17 protein-coding genes are annotated in these 17,272 nt (G+C 61.7%); 1 reads left to right on the top strand and 16 read right to left on the bottom strand.

All coding sequences use genetic code 11. From position 1 onward, the window contains the following. Positions 1 to 123: 123 nt before the first annotated feature. The 16 genes from E8K79_RS06990 to rimP form a co-directional block, all read right to left on the bottom strand. The gene (locus E8K79_RS06990; RefSeq protein ID WP_136514119.1) at positions 124 to 876 is read right to left on the bottom strand and encodes a 7-carboxy-7-deazaguanine synthase QueE; all 753 of its coding nucleotides are present in this window, start codon (positions 874 to 876) and stop codon (positions 124 to 126) included. Further along, positions 869 to 1,237, bottom strand: coding sequence for a 6-carboxytetrahydropterin synthase QueD (gene queD / locus E8K79_RS06985; protein ID WP_135872206.1), 369 nt, complete (start codon positions 1,235 to 1,237; stop codon positions 869 to 871). Before queD ends, E8K79_RS06990 begins: the two co-directional genes overlap by 8 nt. A gap of 112 nt (positions 1,238 to 1,349) precedes the next feature. Continuing rightward, entirely contained in the window at positions 1,350 to 1,703 is a 354-nt protein-coding gene (locus E8K79_RS06980) for a hypothetical protein (RefSeq protein WP_136514118.1), read from the bottom strand. 23 nt (positions 1,704 to 1,726) lie between these two features. After that, complete coding sequence (locus E8K79_RS06975) at positions 1,727 to 2,335, bottom strand: L-threonylcarbamoyladenylate synthase (protein WP_135872210.1); 609 nt, start codon at positions 2,333 to 2,335, stop codon at positions 1,727 to 1,729. A 2-nt stretch (positions 2,336 to 2,337) separates the two neighbouring features. After that, positions 2,338 to 3,441 carry an aminopeptidase gene (locus tag E8K79_RS06970; protein ID WP_136514117.1) on the bottom strand — a complete coding sequence of 368 codons (1,104 nt, stop codon included), beginning with the start codon at positions 3,439 to 3,441 and terminating at the stop codon, positions 2,338 to 2,340. A 100-nt stretch (positions 3,442 to 3,541) separates the two neighbouring features. After that, positions 3,542 to 3,982, bottom strand: coding sequence for a dUTP diphosphatase (gene dut / locus E8K79_RS06965; RefSeq protein WP_136514116.1), 441 nt, complete (start codon positions 3,980 to 3,982; stop codon positions 3,542 to 3,544). Beyond that, positions 3,982 to 5,238, bottom strand: coding sequence for a M16 family metallopeptidase (locus E8K79_RS06960; protein ID WP_136514115.1), 1,257 nt, complete (start codon positions 5,236 to 5,238; stop codon positions 3,982 to 3,984). The genes dut and E8K79_RS06960 overlap by 1 nt, the downstream gene beginning before the upstream one ends. 53 nt (positions 5,239 to 5,291) lie before the next feature. Beyond that, a complete protein-coding gene (pnp, locus tag E8K79_RS06955) occupies positions 5,292 to 7,382 on the bottom strand; it encodes a polyribonucleotide nucleotidyltransferase (protein WP_136514114.1) in 2,091 nt (696 codons plus the stop codon). A 180-nt stretch (positions 7,383 to 7,562) separates the two neighbouring features. Then, the gene (rpsO, locus tag E8K79_RS06950) at positions 7,563 to 7,829 is read right to left on the bottom strand and encodes a 30S ribosomal protein S15 (protein WP_129127510.1); all 267 of its coding nucleotides are present in this window, start codon (positions 7,827 to 7,829) and stop codon (positions 7,563 to 7,565) included. Between the two features lie 139 nt (positions 7,830 to 7,968). Then, entirely contained in the window at positions 7,969 to 8,853 is an 885-nt protein-coding gene (truB, locus tag E8K79_RS06945) for a tRNA pseudouridine(55) synthase TruB (protein WP_246043775.1), read from the bottom strand. 2 nt (positions 8,854 to 8,855) lie between these two features. Then, positions 8,856 to 9,824, bottom strand: coding sequence for a DHH family phosphoesterase (locus tag E8K79_RS06940; protein WP_136514112.1), 969 nt, complete (start codon positions 9,822 to 9,824; stop codon positions 8,856 to 8,858). Next, the gene (locus tag E8K79_RS06935; protein ID WP_136514111.1) at positions 9,805 to 10,164 is read right to left on the bottom strand and encodes a ribosome-binding factor A; all 360 of its coding nucleotides are present in this window, start codon (positions 10,162 to 10,164) and stop codon (positions 9,805 to 9,807) included. The genes E8K79_RS06940 and E8K79_RS06935 overlap by 20 nt, the downstream gene beginning before the upstream one ends. Before the next feature lie 95 nt (positions 10,165 to 10,259). Beyond that, a complete protein-coding gene (infB, locus tag E8K79_RS06930) occupies positions 10,260 to 13,163 on the bottom strand; it encodes a translation initiation factor IF-2 (RefSeq protein WP_136514110.1) in 2,904 nt (967 codons plus the stop codon). Then, a complete protein-coding gene (locus E8K79_RS06925) occupies positions 13,164 to 13,757 on the bottom strand; it encodes a DUF448 domain-containing protein (protein ID WP_136514109.1) in 594 nt (197 codons plus the stop codon). It lies immediately after the preceding gene. Between the two features lies 1 nt (position 13,758). Next, positions 13,759 to 14,931 (bottom strand): transcription termination factor NusA, encoded by a 1,173-nt coding sequence (gene nusA / locus E8K79_RS06920; RefSeq protein WP_136514108.1) that lies wholly within the window; start codon positions 14,929 to 14,931, stop codon positions 13,759 to 13,761. Between the two features lie 40 nt (positions 14,932 to 14,971). Beyond that, positions 14,972 to 15,451 carry a ribosome maturation factor RimP gene (rimP, locus tag E8K79_RS06915; protein WP_135872232.1) on the bottom strand — a complete coding sequence of 160 codons (480 nt, stop codon included), beginning with the start codon at positions 15,449 to 15,451 and terminating at the stop codon, positions 14,972 to 14,974. A gap of 406 nt (positions 15,452 to 15,857) precedes the next feature. Here rimP and thrC point away from each other — a divergent pair, with 406 nt between their 5' ends. Then, positions 15,858 to 17,234, top strand: coding sequence for a threonine synthase (gene thrC, locus E8K79_RS06910; protein ID WP_136514107.1), 1,377 nt, complete (start codon positions 15,858 to 15,860; stop codon positions 17,232 to 17,234). The last annotated feature ends 38 nt before the right edge of the window (positions 17,235 to 17,272 follow it).

Genomic DNA, 17,272 nt, shown 5'->3' with positions numbered 1-17,272 from the left:
GGCAAAGCGGGAACCTCCTGGGAAGCAACAGCCACTCATTATATCGGCCGGGCCGTAAAAAGGAAAGGGGCGCCCGGAAAGGCGCCCCCAATCGATTCCGTATCTGCCGGCCAAGCAAGAGAACTAAAGCTGCCCCATGAACTTGTGGGTCTGCGGGATGACGCGGACCTCCTTCAGGGAGGTGCAGAGTTCCTGGAGTTCGAGAGCCCGCTGGGCGGTGATGCCGATGGTTCCGTCCTCCCGCGTCAACGGCTGCAGTATGAGCGGTATGGCGGGGTCCACCGCACCGATCATGGCGCAGGAGCGACGGATCTCCCACTCCTCGGTGCTCTGGTCGACGACTATCTTCACGAAGACATCCTTCATCGCCGCCAGTTCCAGGAAGGCATGGTGCTGGTCCCACAGCTCCGGGCACCCGGAGGCGGAAGGGAGCTTGATGTCCATGCCGATGCTGTCCAGGTGCGGGATGAGCGGTGCCAGGGCCTCGGGAAGCGTCCCGTTGGTCTCCAGGTAGATGGGGAGTAGCTTTCTCAGCTCCGGAAGCCACTCCTCCAGAAGGGCGCCGTAAAGAAGCGGCTCACCGCCGGTGATGCTGATCGAGTGGTGGATGCCAGGCCAGGCGGCACCCCAGCTCTCGAGAAGTGTTGCGACCCGCTCGAGCGTGACCGGGTTCGGCACCTTCTGAAAGTCGCGCCGCCCGGGGGTGAGCTCCAGGAGGCACTCCTGCGGAACGGCGGACATCCCCGGGGTGTCGCAGAAGCTGCAGTTCAGGTTGCAGCCGGCAAAACGGAGAAAGACCTGGCGCAGGCCTACCAGCACCCCCTCCCCCTGAATGGAGGAGAAGCATTCTACCAGGGGGGCCTGCAGCTTACTCATAGTAGCTCGCAGCGGCAAAGTCCGATTCCCAGACCGTGACCATCTCGACCTTCACCTTGTCCGACCCGAAGATCTTGGTCAGCTCATGGTACAGGTAGCGGGCGATGTTCTCGGATGACGGGGAGATCTCGGAAAACGGTGCGAGCTCGTTCAGGTACTTGTGATCGAGCGTCTTCAAAAGGTTGTTGGTTTCCTTCTTGAGGATCTTGAAGTCGATGCCGAGACCGGCCTTGTCGAGTTCGTCGGTGGTGATGGAGACCTCCACCTTCCAGTTGTGGCCGTGCAGGTTCTCGCAGTCCCCCTGGTAGTTGATCAGGTTGTGGGCTGCGGCAAACGCAGTGTGAATGGTGAGACGAAACATGCCACCCTCCCTTTTAATTATTTTTATCGGTTGCAATATATCATGAACGGGAAAGAAAAACAGGCTAAGAAAAGCCTTCCTCAGCCGGAATCAGTCCTGAATCAGGGTTGGTCTATATGGTTATGCTTTCGCCACGCTGGAGGGGTGGCGGAGCCGGTGTGGTGATCCAGGTGTAGGTGAGGACGAAGAAGAGGACGACCAGCGAGAAAAGGAGCATGAAGCTTGGGAGCAGGCGGGTCCGGGACTCTGCCGCGCTCCCTTGCACGAGCCCGAGGGCGGCGACCAGGACGCCGAAGCCACCAAGCATCCCGGCCATGAAGAAACCGAAGAAGGTAAGACGAGCCTCGCCGGCGATGCCCAGCATGAGGAGGGCGGAGATTTCGCTATGGAAGAAGGTGGCTGCGATCAGGGCGATGAGGCCCGCGTTGATCGCTTTTATGCCGCGACGCACCGTAGTTTTACGCATCGTTGAACCTCAGGGAATCGGCGCTATTCGCACCAGCTCACGTCGCCTACCCCTTTGCGGAGCACTTCGGGGCGATCGCCGATCAGGCTGACAACGGAGCTTACGTCGGCGGTGAGATCGCCGCCGTCCACCACCAGGTCGAGCTGTTTCCCCAGCTCGTGCTCGACCTCCCACGGGTTGCCGATCGGGTCCTCGCCGGAGAGGTTGGCGCTCGTGGTAACGATGGGTGCGCCGAGCTCCTTCACGATGGCGAGGCAGATCGCGTTGTCCGGCATGCGGATGCCGACCGTCCTCTGCTTTGTCTGTACGAGATCGGGAACCACCGAGTTCGCCTCGAGGACGAAGGTGTACGCCCCTGGGAGCAGACGACGCAGCTGCTTGAAGGCGTAGTTCGAGACGCGCGCGTAACGTGAGATCTCAGCCATATCGGAGCAGATGAAGGAAAAGGGTTTCTTCTTGTCGCGCTGCTTGATCTGGTAGATCCGCTCGATCCCCTTCTTGCTGAAGATGCTGCAGCCGATACCGTATGTGGTGTCGGTCGGATAGGCGACGACGCCGCCGTTTTTCAGGATCTCGACGACCTTGGCGATGAGGCGCGGCTGGGGGTTGTCAGGGTTGATCTCGAGCAGCATGGCTATTCCTCGGGATTCAGTCCCAGAAGCGACTCGTGCACGAAACGGCCGTCCTTCTGGATCAGGATATCGTCGAACCAAAGCTCGCCGTCGCCGACGAGGATCTTCACCATGTCCCAGTGCACCGCGGAGCGGTTGCCGTTGTCGCACTCGTCGTAGGCCTGGCCGGGGGTGAAGTGAATCGATCCGAAGATCTTTTCGTCGAAGAGGATGTTGCGCATCGGCACGCGGATGTTCGGGTTCACGCCGATGGCGAACTCGCCCACGTAACGCGCCCCCTCGTCGGTGTCGAGGATGCGGTTCAGTTCCGCGTCCATGCCGGGAGCGGTCGCTCTTACGATGCGCCCCTTCTCGAACTCGAGGCGGACGTTGTTGAACTCCTTCCCCTGGTACACGGTCGGGCAGTTGTAGGTGATGTACCCTTCCACCGAATCGCGCACCGGCGCGGTGAACACCTCGCCGTCCGGGATGTTCAGCCGCCCGTCGCACTTGATCCCGGGAAGCCCCTTGATGCTGAAGGTGAGATCCGTGTCCGCGGCCTTGATGTGCACCCGGTCGGCCGCATCGACGCAGGCCTTCAGCGCGTCCTGTTTCCTCGACTCCTCCTCCCAGTCCATGCAGCAGGCGGCGAAGAGGTAATCCTCGTACTCCTCGAGGCTCATGCGCGCTTCCTGGGCCGCACCGTGGGTCGGGTAGCGCGTCACCACCCAGCGGGTCCCTTTGACGCGCTGGTCGATGATGGGACGCACCACCTTGGACCAAGCGATCATGCTGGCCTGGTTCGCCTTGGCGTTCACCATGGAGTTGTCGGCGGCGGAGAGACCGAAGTAGACGTCGACCTGTTTCATGAAGTCGAGCTTGTGCTGCGGGAAGTAGGAGAGCTGGTCGGCGCTGGCCAGGTTGTAGAAGTGGCGCCCGATCTCGGGGACGCTGAACTCGTACTCGACGTACTTCGCCCCTTTTTCGAGGCAGAGGGCGTAGAGCTCCTTCACGAGCGGCGTTCCTTCCAGTCCGGCGCAGGAGATGAGCACCACGTCGCCCGGTTGTACGCGACCCGAGTAGTTGACCAGCACTTCAGCGAATTGTCTGACGCGAGGATCTTTCATAAGCGTGCCCCCGTAGGTGGTTTAAGAATGGGTGACGCGGCTTACCGGCAGAGGAGGCCGGCAAGCGGGTTATATTCCGTAAGGATGAATGGCGATGGATCTACCTGCCCGTATGCCCGAACCCGCCGGCGCCGCGGGCGGTTTCGCCCAGTTCGTCCACCTCGATGAACTCGGCGCGCTCGCAACGGGCAAAGACCATCTGCGCGATGCGCTCGCCGTGCTTTACGGTAAAAGGCTCGCTGCCGTGGTTAATAACGATGACCCCGACCTCGCCGCGGTAATCCGCGTCGATGGTACCGGGCGAGTTTACCAGCGCGATGCCGTGCCTGAGCGCCAGGCCGCTTCTGGGTCTCACCTGCGCCTCGATGCCGGGTGGAATCTCGATGGCTATTCCCGTCGGGACCAGGGCGCGCTCGCCCGGATGCAGCACGAAATCCTCATCGAGCGCGGCATGCAGATCGACACCCGCCGCCTGCTCGGTCATGTAAGAGGGAAGCGAGGTCGACCGCAGGCGCTTTATCCGGATGGGTATGGTTTTCATCAAACGTTGATATCGGAGTCGGCAAAGGTGGGAGAACCGACCCGGCCCAGCATGACCAGAGTCAGCGCGGAGTTGTCCAGTATCTCTTGTGCGAGCTCCTGGATGCTCTCGGAGGTGACGCGGTCGAACCCTTCCATGATCTCGGACAGCGGCAGCGGCGTACCGAAGTAGATCTCGTTTTTCGCGAGGCGCGACATGCGGTTGTCGCTCGATTCCAACGACAGGAGCAGGTTGCCCTTCAACTGCTCGCGCGCCCCCTCGAGCTGCTCCATGGGGACCGGCTCGCGTTTGAAACGGCCGATCTCGCGCAGCATGATCTCGAGAAGCTCCTTAGCGTTTTCCGGGCTCGCACCGGCGTACACCACGAGCGAACCGGCATCGGCATGGGAGGCTATGTAGGAGTAGACCGAGTAGGCAAGACCGCTCTTCTCGCGTACCTCCTGGAAGAGGCGCGAACTCATGGAGCCGCCAAGAATGGCGTTCATGATGAAGGCATCGTAGCGCTGCGGGTGGCTTTGCTGCACCCCCTTGAGGCCAAGGCAGACGTGGATCTGCTCCAGGTCCTTCTCGACCAGCTCGATCCGGCGCTCGTACACGGGGGGGACGGACTCGCTCCGGCCGTGCCCCGGCTCGACGCCGTTCAAGAATTCCTCGAGGAGCACGGTGAGCTTGTCGTGGTTGACGTTACCGGCCGCTGTGACGATGATGTCGTCGGCACGGTACATCTTGTCCTTGTAGGCGATGATGGCATCGCGTGAAAGCCCGGTGACGCTTTCGGCATCGCCCAGGATCGACATCCCCAGCGGGTGCCCCTTCCAGAAATGCTGGTGGAAGAGGTCGTGGATCAGGTCGTCCGGGGTGTCCTCCATCATGTTGATCTCCTGGAGCACCACGCGGCGCTCCTTTTCGATCTCTTCGTCATCGAAGACGGAATGAAGGAAGATGTCGGTCAGAAGGTCGACGGCACGCGGTAGGAACTTATCCAGCACCTTCGCGTAGTAGCAGACGTACTCGCGGCTGGTGAAGGCGTTCAGGACGCCACCCACCGAGTCGATCTCGCGGGCGATGTCCAATGAGGAACGGCGTTCGGTGCCTTTAAAGAGGAGATGCTCGATGAAGTGGGCGACGCCGTTTGACTCCCGCCGTTCGTGGCGGGAGCCGTTGGCGACCCAGATTCCTATGGAGACGGAGTTTGCGTACGGGATACGCTCGGTAATGACGCGTATCCCGTTATTTAGGGTGGTCTTTTTAATCATGGCTAGAACTATACCGGGAAAGCCGAAAATTGCCAGCTCTCACATGAGAGATGTTATTCGGTGAAGGTCTGGCCCAGAGCCTCTTTACGGGAGAGCTTGATCTTGCCCTGTTTGTCGATGCCGATGCACTTCACCAGCACCTTGTCCCCTTCTTTGAGGATGTCGCTCACGTTCTTCACGCGCTCGGTGTCGAGCTCGGAGACGTGCACCAGGCCGTCGGTTCCCGGGAAGATCTCGACGAATGCGCCGAACTCCATGATCTTCTTGACGGTGCCCATGTAGAGCTTGCCTTCCTCGGCCTCGGCGGTGAGGTTCCTGATCATCTTGATGGCGAGGTCGCAGGCTTCCTTGTTGTTGGAAGCGATGTTGATCTTGCCGGTGTCCTCGATGTCGATGGCGACGCCGGTTGCCTCGGTGACGCTCCTGATGTTCTTGCCGCCGGAACCGATGACGTCGCGGATCTTGTCCACCTTGACCCAGATGGTGGTGATGCGCGGAGCGAAGGAGGAGAGGTCGGCACGCGAGGTGGAGAGGGTTTTGGCCATCTCGCCCAGGATGTGCACGCGGCCTGCTTTTGCCTGCGCCAGTGCAGCACCCATGATCTCGCGCGTCACGCCGCCGATCTTGATGTCCATCTGCAGCGCGGTGACGCCTTCGGCGGTACCGGCCACTTTGAAGTCCATGTCGCCCAGGTGGTCTTCGTCACCGAGGATGTCGGAGAGGATGGCGTACTCGTCGCCTTCCTTGATGAGGCCCATGGCGATGCCCGCGACCGGTGCCTTGATCGGGATGCCGGCATCCATCATGGACATGGAGCCGCCGCAGACGGTGGCCATGGAGGAGGAACCGTTGCTCTCGGTGATGTCCGAGACGATGCGGATGGTGTAGGGGAAATCGTCGTGCTTCGGGAGCACCTGCTGCAGCGCGCGCTCGGCCAGCATGCCGTGGCCGATTTCGCGGCGCCCCGGGGCGAGGCGGAAGCTGGTCTCGCCGACGGAGTACGGCGGGAAGTTGTAGTGCAGGAGGAACTTCTTCCTGGAATCGCCGTAGAGCGAGTCGATGCGCTGCTCGTCGACCGAGGTGCCGAGGGTCGCGGCCACGATGGACTGGGTCTCGCCGCGGGTGAACAGGGCGGAACCGTGGGCGCGCGGCAGGAAGCCTACCTCGGTGGCGATGTTACGGATGGTCTTGGTGTCGCGGCCGTCGATCCTGGAGCCGTCCTTGATGATGTGCTCGCGCACGAGGTTGTACTCGAGGTCCTCGATGAAGGCCTTGACCTCTTTCTCGGAGCCTTCGAACTCGCCGGCCAGTGCCGCGACGGTCTTCTCGGTGATGGCGTCGATGGCGTCGTGACGCTCGCCCTTCGCCTTGATGCGAACCGCAGCCTTCATCTCTTCCTTGGCGAGTGCGTCAACGCGGGCTTTCAGCGCCTCGTTCACGACCGGTGCCGGAACGTCGCGCTTTGCGACGCCGACCTTGGCAGCCAGCTCTTCCTGTGCTGCAAGGATCCCCTGGACCGCTTCCTTGCCGAAGAAGATCGCTTCGAGGAGATCATCCTCGGAGACTTCGGAGGCGCTACCTTCCACCATCAGGATGGCGTCCTTGGAGGCCGCGATCACGATCTCCATATCGCTCTGCTCTTCCTGCTCGGCGGTCGGGTTCGCGATGAACTTGCCGTCCACGCGCCCGACCTTGACGCCTGCGATCGGGCCGGCGAAGGGAGCGTCGGAGACCATGAGTGCCGCGGAGGCGCCGATCATGGCGAGGATGCCGGGATCGTGGTCCTTGTCCGCCGACATGACGGTGGCCATGATCTGGGTGTCGTTAAGGAACCCTTCCGGGAACAGCGGACGGATCGGACGGTCGATGAGACGGCAGGTCAGGGTCTCGCTGTCGGAGGGACGCCCCTCGCGCTTGAAGAACGAGCCGGGGATGCGGCCGCCTGCGTACGCCTTCTCCTGGTAGTTGACGGTGAGCGGGAAGAAGCCCTGCCCTTCCTTGGCGGTTTTCATGGCGACGGCGGTCACGAGGACCATGGTGTCGCCGCTTTTGATCATGACCGCGCCGCTTGCCTGCTTCGCGATCTTTCCTGTTTCGATGGTGATTGTCTTGCCACAGCATTCCGCCTGTACGGTATGTACCATTGTTACGGCCTCCATTATTGGTGCTTCGGTTGGTGTTGGGGCCGCCGAGAAAAGCGTCCTGCCGGCACGAGCCTGCCGCAGGACGGTTTTATCCACGCCCCCAACAAAGAAAAGGGCACAAAGGCCCTTACAAGATGAAAGAGGAAAGGCAATATACCCCTGGAGGTATACTGCCTTTTTTTACCTTCTGATGCCGAGCTTGGCGATGATCGCCTTGTAGCGCTCTACATCCTTCTTCTTCAGGTAGTCAAGCAGACCCCTTCTCTGACCGACGATCTTCAGCAGACCGCGACGGCTGTGATGATCCTTCTTGTGAGTCTTGAAGTGCTCAGTCAGATAGGTGATACGCTCCGAAAGAATTGCAATCTGCACTTCCGGCGAACCCGTGTCGGAATCGTGCAGCTTATGAGCTGTGATGATTTCCTGCTTCTTTTCCGTTTGCAGCATGTGGTTACACCCCCTTCCCATCTTAATTGTTAGTGCTTTTATTTATGTACTTTTATGCCTTCCCGCAGTCCCAAGGCCACGGCATAGATCAAGACCTTCAACTCTTACCACAAAAGCAGGTACGTGTAAAGAAGGAATACTAATTGAATACACGCATGAGACGCAGCCCTTTGAGCCGGTCGTGGCAAGCCACTGCTAGAAAACGCTCACCCAGATAGAGTCGCACCTGCTCGCCGTCCTGAAGCAGGCCGGGCGCCTCGACGAACTCCCCATCTCCCGGCACCACGCCGTTACCGACCTTGCGCCCCCCTGCCTCGGTGAGCTGCAGGCGCCTCAGGTGATCGAGCGCCCGGTCCAGGGGCAAAATAAGCGCCTGCTGGTCGGCCGCCGCGGCGAGCGCGTCGATGGTGATGGCGTCCGCCTCTTTGAAAAGGCCGCTTTCCGTGCGCCGCAACTCCAGAAGATGCGCGCCGCACCCGAGCGCCTCGCCAATATCGCAGGCAAGGGTCCTGACGTAGGTGCCGCGCGAGCAGCGCACCGTGAAGCAGGCCTCGGGTAGACGGATCCATTCGAAGGTGAGCGAGTGGATCTCCACCTCGCGCTCCTCGCGCTCCACCTCGATACCCTTTCTCGCCAGCTTGTAAAGCGGCACGCCCCCCTGCTTGATAGCGGAGAACATCGGCGGGAGCTGCTTCTGGAGGCCGAGAAACCGCGGCACGATCCCTTCCAGGTCCGCGGGCGAGAGATGTGACCACTCCCTTTCCGCGATCACCTCCCCGGTGAGGTCCTGGGTGTCGGTGGCGATGCCGAGTCTAAGCACCGCCCGGTACTCCTTCTCGGACTCGTCGAGGAACTGGATCGCCTTGGTCCCCTCCCCCACCGCAACGGGAAGCACACCGGTCGCGAAGGGATCGAGGGTTCCCGTGTGCCCAACCTTCTTCTGGTTGATGGCGCGGCGGACCTTCGACACGATGTCATGGGATGTGACACCGGCTGGCTTGTCGATCACGAAAAAGCCGTTCAGCATCAGCGCATCTGCTCCAGCCGGTCGAAGACCTGCGCCTTGACCTCGGCGAGCGTGCCGCGCACCATGCACCCGGCGGCGTTGTGGTGCCCGCCGCCGCCAAAGGAGGCGGATACCGCGGAGACGTCCACCTTCCCCTTGGACCTGAAGCCGACCTTGAAGAGCCCCTCCTCGACCTGCCGGAAGAAGAGCGCCACCTGCACCCCCTTGATGGAGCGGGGGTAGTTGATGAAACGGTCGGTGTCCTGGGCGGTGGCGCCGGTCTTGCCGTACATGTCGAGCGTCACGGTGACCGAGGCGTACTCGCCGGAAGGGGAAACGGTCAGGTCGGAGAGGGCGAGGGCCAGAAGCGCGATCCTCTGCAGCGGCTCGCTCTCGTACAGGTTCTCATTCACGCTCCAGGCATTCACCCCCTTGCCGATCATCTCGCCGGCGATGGCAAAGGACTCGGGGTCGGAGTTCGAGTAATGGAAGCTGCCGGTGTCGGAAAGGATGGCGGTGTAGATGCAGAGCGCGGTGGGATAATCCACCTCGTCCCCCGCCGCCCTGATGATCCGGTAGATGAGGGCCGCGGTGGCGCTCGCCTTCGGGTCGATCAGGTTGCAGACGCCGAAGTTCTCGCACCCGAGATGATGGTCCACGTTGATGAAACGCCCGACCCGCTTGTTCTCGGTTACCGCCTTGCCGGAGCGGCGGAATTCGCCCACGTCGAGCACGAAGCAGACGTCGAAGTCGTGCTCCGGCATCTCCCCGTACACCTGGTCCGCCATAGGCAGAAAGGAGCAGTTGTCCGGGACCGGATCGCAGAGGTAGACGGTGACGTCCTTGCCGCGCGCGGTCAGGTAGTTGGCCAGGGCCAGGGAGGAGCCGACCGCGTCGGGGTCGGGACTTTCGTGGCTTGTGATCAGAAAGCTCCGCGCCTGGTCGATCTCCGCCACTATCCGCTTAATCTCAGCTGTTGTCGCCGTCATCCTTAGCCCCTATCTCCTTCAGAATCGATTCGATATGCTGGCCGTAATCCAGGGAGGTGTCGTACTTGAACGTGATTTCGGGGGTGAAACGCAGCTTCAGGGCCTGGCCGATCTCCTTGCGGATGAACCCTTTGGCGGAGTTTAGTCCCGCCTCGCTGTTCGTCTTCGCGGCGTCGTCGCCGTGCACGGTGAAGTAGACGGTGGCCTGCCTGAGGTCGGGGGTCACCTTCACGCCGGTGATGGTGAGGAAGCCTACGCGCGGGTCCTTGAGACCCTTTATGAGCAGCTCGGAGATGATCTTGTGGATCTCTTCGGCAACCTTGTCGGAACGCTTTACCATGTTCTTTCTCTCTTGTCGTGAAACGATTAAGGGGAGAGGGCCTTCCGCGGGCCGGGATGCCGGACGCGGGACGCCGCTCTCCCCGTGTTTTTTTCTTACAGCTTGCCGGCTACCTTCTCCATCTCGAAGCACTCGAAGATGTCGCCGATCTTGAGATCGTTGTAGTTCTCAAGCGACATGCCGCACTCGTAGCCGGTGGCGACTTCCTTCACGTCGTCCTTGAAGCGGCGCAGGCTGCCGAGCTTGCCTTCGAAGATCACCACGTTGTCGCGCAGCAGGCGTACCTGTGCGTTCCTGATGATCTTGCCATCGGTGACGTAGGAACCCGCGACCATGCCGGCCTTGGGCACCGAGAACACCTCGCGGATCTCGGCGCGACCCAGGTATTTCTCCTTGAAGGTCGGCTCGAGGAGACCTTCCATCGCCTTCTTGATGTCGTCCACCGCGTCGTAGATGATGTTGTAGAGCCTGACGTCGACCCCTTCCTTCTCGGCGAGTGCCGCCGCCTTGACCTCGGGACGGACGTTGAAGCCCAAGATGATGGCGTTAGAGGCGCTGGCCAGGTTGACGTCGGTCTCGGTGATGGCGCCGACGGAGGCGTGCAGCACGTTGAGACGGATGGCATCCGTGGTGAGTTTCCGGAGGGACTCGGCAACCGCCTCGACGGAGCCCTGCACGTCGCCCTTGACGATGGTGTTGAGGTCCTTGACCTCGCCCTTCTGGATCTTCTCGTAGAGCTGCTCCAGGGAGAGCTTGCTGTGCTTGGCGAGTTCGGACTCGCGCAGCTTCATCTGGCGGTGGTTTGCGATCTCCTTCGCCTGTTTCTCGTCGTTCATGGCAACGAAGATATCGCCTGCGTCAGGCACGCCGTTGAAGCCGATGACCTCGACCGGCATGGCCGGGCCGGCGGCGTTGACCTTCTCGCCCCGGTCGTTTTGCATGGCGCGCACGCGGCCAAAGTGAATGCCGGCCACGAAGTAATCGCCCGCCTTCAGGGTTCCTTCCTGGACCAGGACGGTCGCTACCGGGCCGCGCCCCTTGTCGAGTTTCGCCTCGACCACGGTGCCGCGGGCGGTCTTGTCCGGGTTCGCCTTGAGCTCGAGGACGTCGGCCTGCAGAAGAACCATCTCGAGCAGCGACTCGAGGTTGATGTGTTTCTTCGCGGAGACCTCGACGAAGATGGTCTCGCCACCCCATTCCTCGGAAACCAGGCCGAACTCCATCAGTTCCTGCTTCACCTTGCTCGGGTTGGCCTCGGGCTTGTCGATCTTGTTGATGGCGACGATGATCGGAACGCCTGCAGCCTTAGAGTGGTTGACCGCCTCGCGGGTCTGCGGCATGACGCCGTCGTCGGCAGCAACCACCAGGATGACGATGTCGGTGACCTTGGCCCCCCTGGCGCGCATCGCGGTGAACGCCTCGTGGCCCGGGGTATCGAGGAAGGTGATCTTCTGTCCCTTGAGTTCCACGTCGTAGGCGCCGATGTGCTGGGTGATGCCACCGGCCTCGCCGGCAATTACGTTGGCCTGGCGGATGGCGTCAAGAAGCGAGGTCTTGCCGTGGTCGACGTGACCCATGATGGTGACGACCGGCGGACGCTTCTGCATCGCTTCCGGCGCATCCGGCTCCGCCTCGAGGAGTTCGTCCACGTCGAGCGCCACGTTCTCGATCTCGTAGCCGAAATCGGTGGCCAGAAGGGTCGCGGTGTCGAAGTCGAGCGGGTGGTTGATGGTCGCCATCACACCGAGCTTCATGAGGGCGCGGATCAGGTCGGTAGCCTTGATCCCCATGCGCTTGGCCAGCTCGCCCACGGTGATGGACTCGCTGATCCTGATGATCCTCTTGATCGCCTTCGGTACCGTGATCTCGGTCTTCTTGCCGACCTGAACCTTCTCGGCGTACCTCCCTTTCTTACCCTTGGAGCGCGGCCCGGGCTCGAAAACCCGCTCGCGTTTGTCCAGAAGGTCCTTGAAGTTCTCTTTTTTACCCTTGCCTGCGGGAGCTCCGCCCTTCTTGGCGTTCTTGCCGAAATCGGTGCCGCCCGCCGGAGCGGGTTTTCCCCTCTTGCGACCGCGATCGTCCAGCAGCGGCGGCGGCTCGACAGGGGCCAGGGGGGCCGGACGATCGGGGCGCGCACCCATGGGGGGACGCTCGCCGGGACGACCTGCGCCGGGACGCGGTGCCGGACGCTCGGTGCCGGGACGCTCCACGCCGCGCGGCATGCCGGGACGCTGCCCCGGACGATCGCCCTGCGCGGGGCGCTGGTACTCGCGGCGCTCGGCCGGACGTTGGGTCGGAATCGGGATCTCGACGCGACCGAGGATCCTCGCGCGGGTTGCCGTCGGCTTGTCCGGCTCGGGCTCGACCACCTTGGCGGCGGGCGCCTCGGGCGCCTTGGCGGCAACCGGTGCTTCCGCGGCGGGAGCCTTCGGGGCTTCGACCTTGGCGGGCTCGGCTTTCGGCGCCTCGGATGCGGGGGCAGCAGGCGCCTCCGCCTTCGGGGCCTCGACGACCGGCTTTTCCGGTGCTGCGGGCGCGGCAGGTGCTGCGGCCGCCGGTTTCTCTTCCTTGACCGCCGGAGTCTGGGGGGCCGGGGCCTCGGCCTTCGCCGCAGCCGGCTTCGGAGCGGGAGCCGCCTCGATGATCCTCGCGCGGACCGGTTCCGGACGCTTGGGCGCCTCTTCCACCGGTGCCTTCTCGGGGGGCGCCGGCTGGGGTGCCTCCTCCTTGACCGGCTCGGCCGGCTCGTCTGCCGCCTGGGCCTCAGGCTCAACCGCCTTCGCACGACGGCGGATCAGGGTCGGTTTCACCCTTACCTCTTCCTGGGAAACTTCTTTGACGGGGGGGTGCGCGGGGGCGGATAACGCCTTGATATCCGAATCCTCAAGAACAGCCATATGGTTTTTGACCTGCACGCCTGCCTCGGCAAGTCTTGCCATAAGCTCCTTGTTTTCGATCCCCATCTGTGCCGCTAACTCATATACGCGGGTTTTGCTCATCTACTCACGCTCCTCCTCAAAGAAGTTCCTGTACTTTTCCATTTCCAATTCAATCGAGCCCACGAAGCCGCTTTCCATAACAACCAGGACGCTTCTGAGTTCCTTTCCCAGCAATTCCCCAAGGCGTTCCTTGGTGAACAGGGAGATGCAGGGGACTTCCTTCAGCTTCGCGAGCCCCCTGAACTTCTCGCCGATATCGGGCGAGATATCGGTGGCGACGAACAAAAGTCCCGCCCCACCCTTCTTCAGCTTTTCCTGTACCTGATCCGAACCCGAAACCACCTTCCCCGCCTTGTTGCCAAGGCTGATGTAGGAGGCGATGCGCTCCTCGAGCTTGTGGACCACCTGTTTGAGCAGCCCCTCTGCGTCGGCGCCCAGCACCTCCCCCTTGAAGCCGCGGGCGAACTGCTTTTTCTGGGCCGCGAGCTTCAGGCATGCAGCCTTCATGCAGGTGTACGCGCCGCGCCCGGGGAGCTTGTTCTGCAGGTCCGGTACGAGGGTACGGTCCGGGGCCAGCACGAAGCGGAGCAGCTCGCCCTTGTCCTTCGTCTCCCGGCAGGCGAGGCAACTTCTCTGTGGTGCGGCCTTGGTCATCCTAGTCCTCTTCGGTCGCCTCTACTGCGGGCTCGGCATTCTCGGCATTCTCGGCATTCTCGGCGACTTCCTCTGCCTCTTCGGCCTCTTCGGCCTCGGTGCCGTCGTAGGAGGCAAACTGCTGCAGCTCGGCCTCGGCCATGCGGGTCTCGCTCTTGATGTCGATCTTCCACCCGGTCAGCTTGGCGGCAAGACGCACGTTCTGGCCGCGCTTGCCGATGGCGAGCGAGAGCTGGTCGTCGGCCACGATGACCTCCATGGCGTACTCCTCCTCGTCGACGTACACCTTGGTGACCACGGCCGGGGCCAGGGCGTTGCAGGCGAAGCGGGCGATGTCCTCGCTCCAGGGGATGATGTCGATCTTCTCGCCGCGCAGCTCGGAGACCACGTTCTGCACGCGGGAGCCGCGCATACCGACGCAGGCGCCGACCGGGTCGACGTCGGCATCGTGGGAGTAGACGGCGATCTTGGCACGCCCACCCGGCTCGCGCACGACGCTCTTGATCTCGACGATCCCCTCTGCGATCTCCGGAACCTCGGCCTCGAACAGCTTGGCGAGCATCTGGGGATGGGTGCGGGAGAGCATGATCTGCGGCCCTTTGGTGGTCATGCGAATCTCGGTGATGAGGGCCTTCACGCGGTCGCCCTGACGGTACACCTCGCGCGGGGCCTGCTCCTTGTGCGGGAGAAGTGCCTCGGCGCGGCCGAGGTCGACGATCAGGTCGCCCTTCTCGAAACGGCGCACGACGCCGTTCACGATCTCGCCCTGGCGCTCCTGGAACTCGTTGAAGATGGTCTCGCGTTCAGCCTCACGCACGCGCTGGATGATCACCTGTTTCGCGGTCTGCGCGGCGATCCTGGAGAAGCCGGAGGCGTCCATCTTCATGCCGATGGAGTCGCCGATCTCGACGTCCGGATCCTCCTCGCGGGCCTCGTCGAGCTCGATCTCGCGGTAGGAATCCTGCACCTCTTCCACGACGGTAACGAACTCGAACAGCTCAACCTCGCCGATCTCGGGGTTATAGTGCGCCTCCAGATCACGGGTATTACGAAATTTCTTGTTGGCGGCCGTCAGTACTGCCTGTTCCAGCGCCTCTACCACAATACTTTTATCGATACCCTTCTCTTTTACGATCTGGTCGATCGTGTGCTTGAGGTTAAAGCTCGTTTCCACGTGACTGTCTCCTTCTGCTGATAATTACAAATAGAAATTTTTAGAATTCGAATTCGAGGTTGGCCTTGGCCACTTTGTCCAGAGGGATGGACGCATGCTGCCCCTCGGTGAGGTCGATGCTGATCACCCCGTCCGTGACCCCCAGGAGCTTCCCGGTGAAGGTCTTGCGCTTGTTCCCCGCGTCGTCGGCCAGCATCTCGAAGGTTTTCACCTTCACCAGGTGTCCCGCGAAACGCTCGTAGTCGGCTACCTTCTTGAGCGGACGGCAGATCCCCGGCGAGGAGACCTCCAGGTCGTAACGCTCGGGCATGAAGTCCTCGACGTCCAGGATGTCGGAGAGCTGGCGGCTCACGTCGGCGCAGTCGTCCAGGTTGATCCCGCCTTCCTTCTCGAGGAAGATCCTGAGCACCATGTCGCGCCCCTCACGCTTGTACTCGAGGTCGACCAGCCCGATACCGAGCGGTGCGCCGATCTCTGCAACGATTTCAGTGACTCTTTCTGCTACATCTACCTTGGCCATCTCTAGGTTTTCCCATAAAAAAAAGCGAGCCGGAGGAGCTCACTTTTGAGTGAACATTAACATGTACGGCATTAATTACCACGGAAGCCTTCTTTATGCAAGCGCTTTTTTCCCAGAGTGAGCCGTTTTTTCGGGCTTTCAGGCATGTTATCACGCTCATTCAGCGCCCATATTTCTTCTGCCGGAAAGAAGGGGATTTTTTGCCGCCGCATGTGACATTGGGGCAATTTAAGACACCACTGCTTTTTCCACTGTGCTCCCTGTCGCCGCGTCGAAGTCACGGCAGCCGCGGTGCACCCGACCACAGTCAGCAACCCAGCAATCGCTTCACTTTTACACCATTAGCTGTTATATATGGGCGTCGCCGGAAACGGCACAAAAACCTGTAAAAGGAAAGAGAACCGACATGAAATACATAAGCACCAGGGGAAACATCGCCCCCATCGGGTTCAAGGACGCAGTAATGATGGGGCTTGCCACCGACGGCGGCCTTATTCTGCCGGAGAGCATCCCGCAGCTCGACCGCGACACCTTAGCCGCGTGGTCGAAGCTCCCCTACCGTGAGCTCGCTTTCAATATCATCTCCCTCTTCGCAACCGACATCCCGGCCGCCGACCTGAAGGCGCTCATCGACCGTTCCTACGGAACCTTCGAGCACCAGGAGACGACCCCCCTGGTGAAAAAGGACGGCGTCTACATCCTGGAGCTCTTCCACGGCCCCACCCTCGCCTTCAAGGACGTGGCGCTGCAACTGCTCGGAAACCTCTTCGAGTACCTTTTGAAGGAGCGCGGCGAGAAGATGAACATCCTGGGCGCCACCTCCGGCGACACCGGGAGTGCTGCCATCGCCGGGGTGCGCGGCAAGGAGAACATCAATATATTCATCCTGCATCCGCACCTGAAGACCTCCCCTATCCAGGCGCTGCAGATGACCAGCGTGCTCGACGCCAACGTGCACAACATCGCCGTAGAGGGGACCTTCGACGACTGCCAGAACATCGTGAAGACCCTGTTCAACGACCTCGAATTCAAGAAGGAGTACGCACTGGGCGCGGTGAACTCGATCAACTGGGCCCGCGTGCTCGCCCAGGTGGTCTACTACTTCTACGCCTGGGGCAGGCTCCCCGAGCAGGGGAAAGTGGTATTCTCCGTCCCGACCGGGAACTTCGGCGACATCTTCGCGGGCTACCTCGCGAAAAGCATGGGACTACCGGTGGAAAAGCTCCTCCTTGCCACCAACGAGAACAACATCCTCTCGCGCTTCGTGCAAAGCGGCGACTACTCTTTGGGGAAGGTCGTGCAGACCGTCTCCCCTTCCATGGACATACAGCTCGCCTCGAACCTGGAGCGCTACCTCTATTACCTCTTCAACGAAAACCCGAAGCGCGTGAGAAGCGCCTTTGCCGAGCTGCAGCAGACCGGCAAGATCGTCTTCACCGCAGAAGAGGTGCAGCGCGTGCAGAGCGAATTCCTGAGCTGCACCGTGGACGAAACGAAGACCCTCGACACGATCGCCTCCTTCAACAAGGAGACCGGCTACGTTCTCGACCCACACACCGCGGTCGGGGTGCGCGCCGCCCTCGAGTGCGTGAAGGGGCATCCGGCCGTCGTATGCCTTGCCACCGCGCACCCGGCGAAGTTCGGTGACGCCGTCGAGCGTGCCATCGGCGCCCCCGCCGTGCTGCCGCCCCAACTCGCCGCCTTGCAGGGCAAGGAAACGCGCTGCGAGATCATGGCTGCGGACAAAGAACTGGTAAAAGCCTTCGTGAAAGCCAAAGCCTAGTCTGACATCGGACCTGTCAGACTAGTCAGACTAGTCGG

Origin of the sequence: Geomonas edaphica (assembly GCF_004917075.1) — a bacterium.
GTDB lineage: Bacteria > Desulfobacterota > Desulfuromonadia > Geobacterales > Geobacteraceae > Geomonas > Geomonas edaphica.
The sequence above is the reverse complement of the archived record's forward strand: the minus strand, read 5'-3'. Positions and strand labels throughout refer to the sequence as shown.

What these genes read in the sequence shown, in the direction of transcription:
- E8K79_RS06975 (WP_135872210.1), bottom strand. Translation starts at nt 2,335, where the DNA reads ATGCTGCTCGAGATCAACCCTGACAACCCCCAGCCGCGCCTCATCGCC.
- E8K79_RS06980 (WP_136514118.1), bottom strand. Translation starts at nt 1,703, where the DNA reads ATGCGTAAAACTACGGTGCGTCGCGGCATAAAAGCGATCAACGCGGGC.
- pnp (WP_136514114.1), bottom strand. Translation starts at nt 7,382, where the DNA reads ATGGTACATACCGTACAGGCGGAATGCTGTGGCAAGACAATCACCATC.
- thrC (WP_136514107.1), top strand. Translation starts at nt 15,858, where the DNA reads ATGAAATACATAAGCACCAGGGGAAACATCGCCCCCATCGGGTTCAAG.
- infB (WP_136514110.1), bottom strand. Translation starts at nt 13,163, where the DNA reads ATGAGCAAAACCCGCGTATATGAGTTAGCGGCACAGATGGGGATCGAA.
- rimP (WP_135872232.1), bottom strand. Translation starts at nt 15,451, where the DNA reads ATGGCCAAGGTAGATGTAGCAGAAAGAGTCACTGAAATCGTTGCAGAG.
- E8K79_RS06925 (WP_136514109.1), bottom strand. Translation starts at nt 13,757, where the DNA reads ATGACCAAGGCCGCACCACAGAGAAGTTGCCTCGCCTGCCGGGAGACG.
- E8K79_RS06935 (WP_136514111.1), bottom strand. Translation starts at nt 10,164, where the DNA reads ATGGTAAAGCGTTCCGACAAGGTTGCCGAAGAGATCCACAAGATCATC.
- E8K79_RS06940 (WP_136514112.1), bottom strand. Translation starts at nt 9,824, where the DNA reads ATGACGGCGACAACAGCTGAGATTAAGCGGATAGTGGCGGAGATCGAC.
- E8K79_RS06970 (WP_136514117.1), bottom strand. Translation starts at nt 3,441, where the DNA reads ATGAAAGATCCTCGCGTCAGACAATTCGCTGAAGTGCTGGTCAACTAC.
- queD (WP_135872206.1), bottom strand. Translation starts at nt 1,237, where the DNA reads ATGTTTCGTCTCACCATTCACACTGCGTTTGCCGCAGCCCACAACCTG.
- rpsO (WP_129127510.1), bottom strand. Translation starts at nt 7,829, where the DNA reads ATGCTGCAAACGGAAAAGAAGCAGGAAATCATCACAGCTCATAAGCTG.
- dut (WP_136514116.1), bottom strand. Translation starts at nt 3,982, where the DNA reads ATGAAAACCATACCCATCCGGATAAAGCGCCTGCGGTCGACCTCGCTT.
- E8K79_RS06960 (WP_136514115.1), bottom strand. Translation starts at nt 5,238, where the DNA reads ATGATTAAAAAGACCACCCTAAATAACGGGATACGCGTCATTACCGAG.
- E8K79_RS06990 (WP_136514119.1), bottom strand. Translation starts at nt 876, where the DNA reads ATGAGTAAGCTGCAGGCCCCCCTGGTAGAATGCTTCTCCTCCATTCAG.